Below are 1,507 nucleotides of genomic sequence, written 5' to 3' on the forward strand. Positions count from 1 at the left end.
CTCAAATGCAGTAATAACGCTACTAAGTTGCTCTGGATTTGACATAATTAAGTCCTGATGGATGAGTTACCCGTATTAAATCAGAACAAAAAATGGAAGTTGAGCTACGCTGCCGTAAGCTCACTTTTTGGTGGCATCGTAACGTCCACAAGGCACAATAATATGCACATGAGGATGGCATTCCCGCCGGCGATTATGCGTGTGTAGCACGCTGGTAAATCCTAAACTGCCTTTATTCGCTCTCGCTGCAAAGTCTTTCAATATGTCAGCAGTGACTTGGAGCATCAATTGGTACAGCGCTTTGGGATGTTGACGAGCTAGTATTCTCAACTGATAGGGCAAGGTAAACGTCACCATGAAATAGTGTACAGGTAATAATTTATTAGTCTGTTTAGCTAACCAGTTGGAGGTGGTTTGATGCAAACATTGCGGACAACTTCGGTTCCCACAGGATGCGGGGAGTTGTTGGTCATGCTGACAATGACCACAATGCCATTGGGTCGTTCGATTTGCATCGGTTTTACAGTGCAACATATCAGTGATGGCGCGGCGAATATCTTGATTCAATAATCCACCATATTGCTGTTCTAATTGTTGATGGTAGCGCTCAAGCAGTGAGATAAATTGACTCATAACATCTCCCATTGAATCAGTAATTTATCGGTTAAGGCGTTAAGCGCGAGTACATTATCTTTTTGTTTGATGCTAGTGAGTTGCGTGTATTTGGCTGTGGTATTGAGACTGTTGTGGCCTAATAATATTTGCAGTGAGCGTAAATCCATTCCTTGCTCTAAGAGATGAGTTGCAAAACAATGGCGAAGGGAATGTGGGCTGATGTTCTTTTTAATACCTAACTCAGTGATGACTTTTTTGAGTGCTTTTTGAACACTGCCTTTATCCATGGGCGTACACTGCATCGATGCTTGCTGGGTTTGCCCCACACGAGGAAACAACAACACTGGATGGCGGTGTGTTACCCAGTAATAACGCAGAGCTGTTAATGTTCGTTCGGGGAGTGGAATCAGGCGGTCTTTGCCTCCTTTACCCTCACGAATATGAACTTGTAGAGTGTGGCTATCAATATCGTTAACGGTTAATTGAAGGGCTTCACTTAACCGTAAACCCATTGTGTACAGCACCAGAAAAAACACCTGATAACGTAAAGAGTGCGTTGCTGTGATTAACTGCCCAATTTGCTGATGGGTGATAATGTCAGGGATACGTTTTACTTGTGGTGGTTTGACAATGTTGAGCCATTCCCATTGGCGTTCAAGGGTATGCTTGTAGAAAAATTGCAAACCATTACGGTCTAGTTTTACGGTGCTCCAGGAATGCGTTTCAATTAATTGTGCGAAATAGACTTTTAAATCATCCTTAGTTAGTGAGCTTACGGCAGCGTAGCTCAACTTCCATTTTTTGTTCTGATTTAATACGGGTAACTCATCCATCAGGACTTAATTATGTCAAATCCAGAGCAACTTAGTAGCGTTATTACTGCATTTGAGCA

1 protein-coding gene and 1 pseudogene are annotated in these 1,507 nt (G+C 42.6%); both read right to left on the reverse strand.

The window, feature by feature from the left end; genetic code table 11:
- Window positions 1–123 precede the first annotated feature (123 nt).
- A pseudogene (locus KSO91_RS17225) lies at window positions 124–633 on the reverse strand (IS91 family transposase); the annotation flags it as partial.
- Window positions 630–1,448 carry a tyrosine-type recombinase/integrase gene (locus KSO91_RS17230; protein WP_238744251.1) on the reverse strand — a complete coding sequence of 273 codons (819 nt, stop codon included), beginning with the start codon at window positions 1,446–1,448 and terminating at the stop codon, window positions 630–632. The pseudogene KSO91_RS17225 and the gene KSO91_RS17230, both read right to left, overlap by 4 nt.
- Window positions 1,449–1,507 lie beyond the last annotated feature (59 nt).

Origin of the sequence: Psychromonas antarctica, assembly GCF_022267535.1 — a bacterium.
GTDB lineage: Bacteria > Pseudomonadota > Gammaproteobacteria > Enterobacterales > Psychromonadaceae > Psychromonas > Psychromonas antarctica.

Excerpts from the sequence above, each read along its gene's own strand:
- KSO91_RS17230 (WP_238744251.1), bottom strand. The coding sequence starts at position 1,448 with ATGGATGAGTTACCCGTATTAAATCAGAACAAAAAATGGAAGTTGAGC.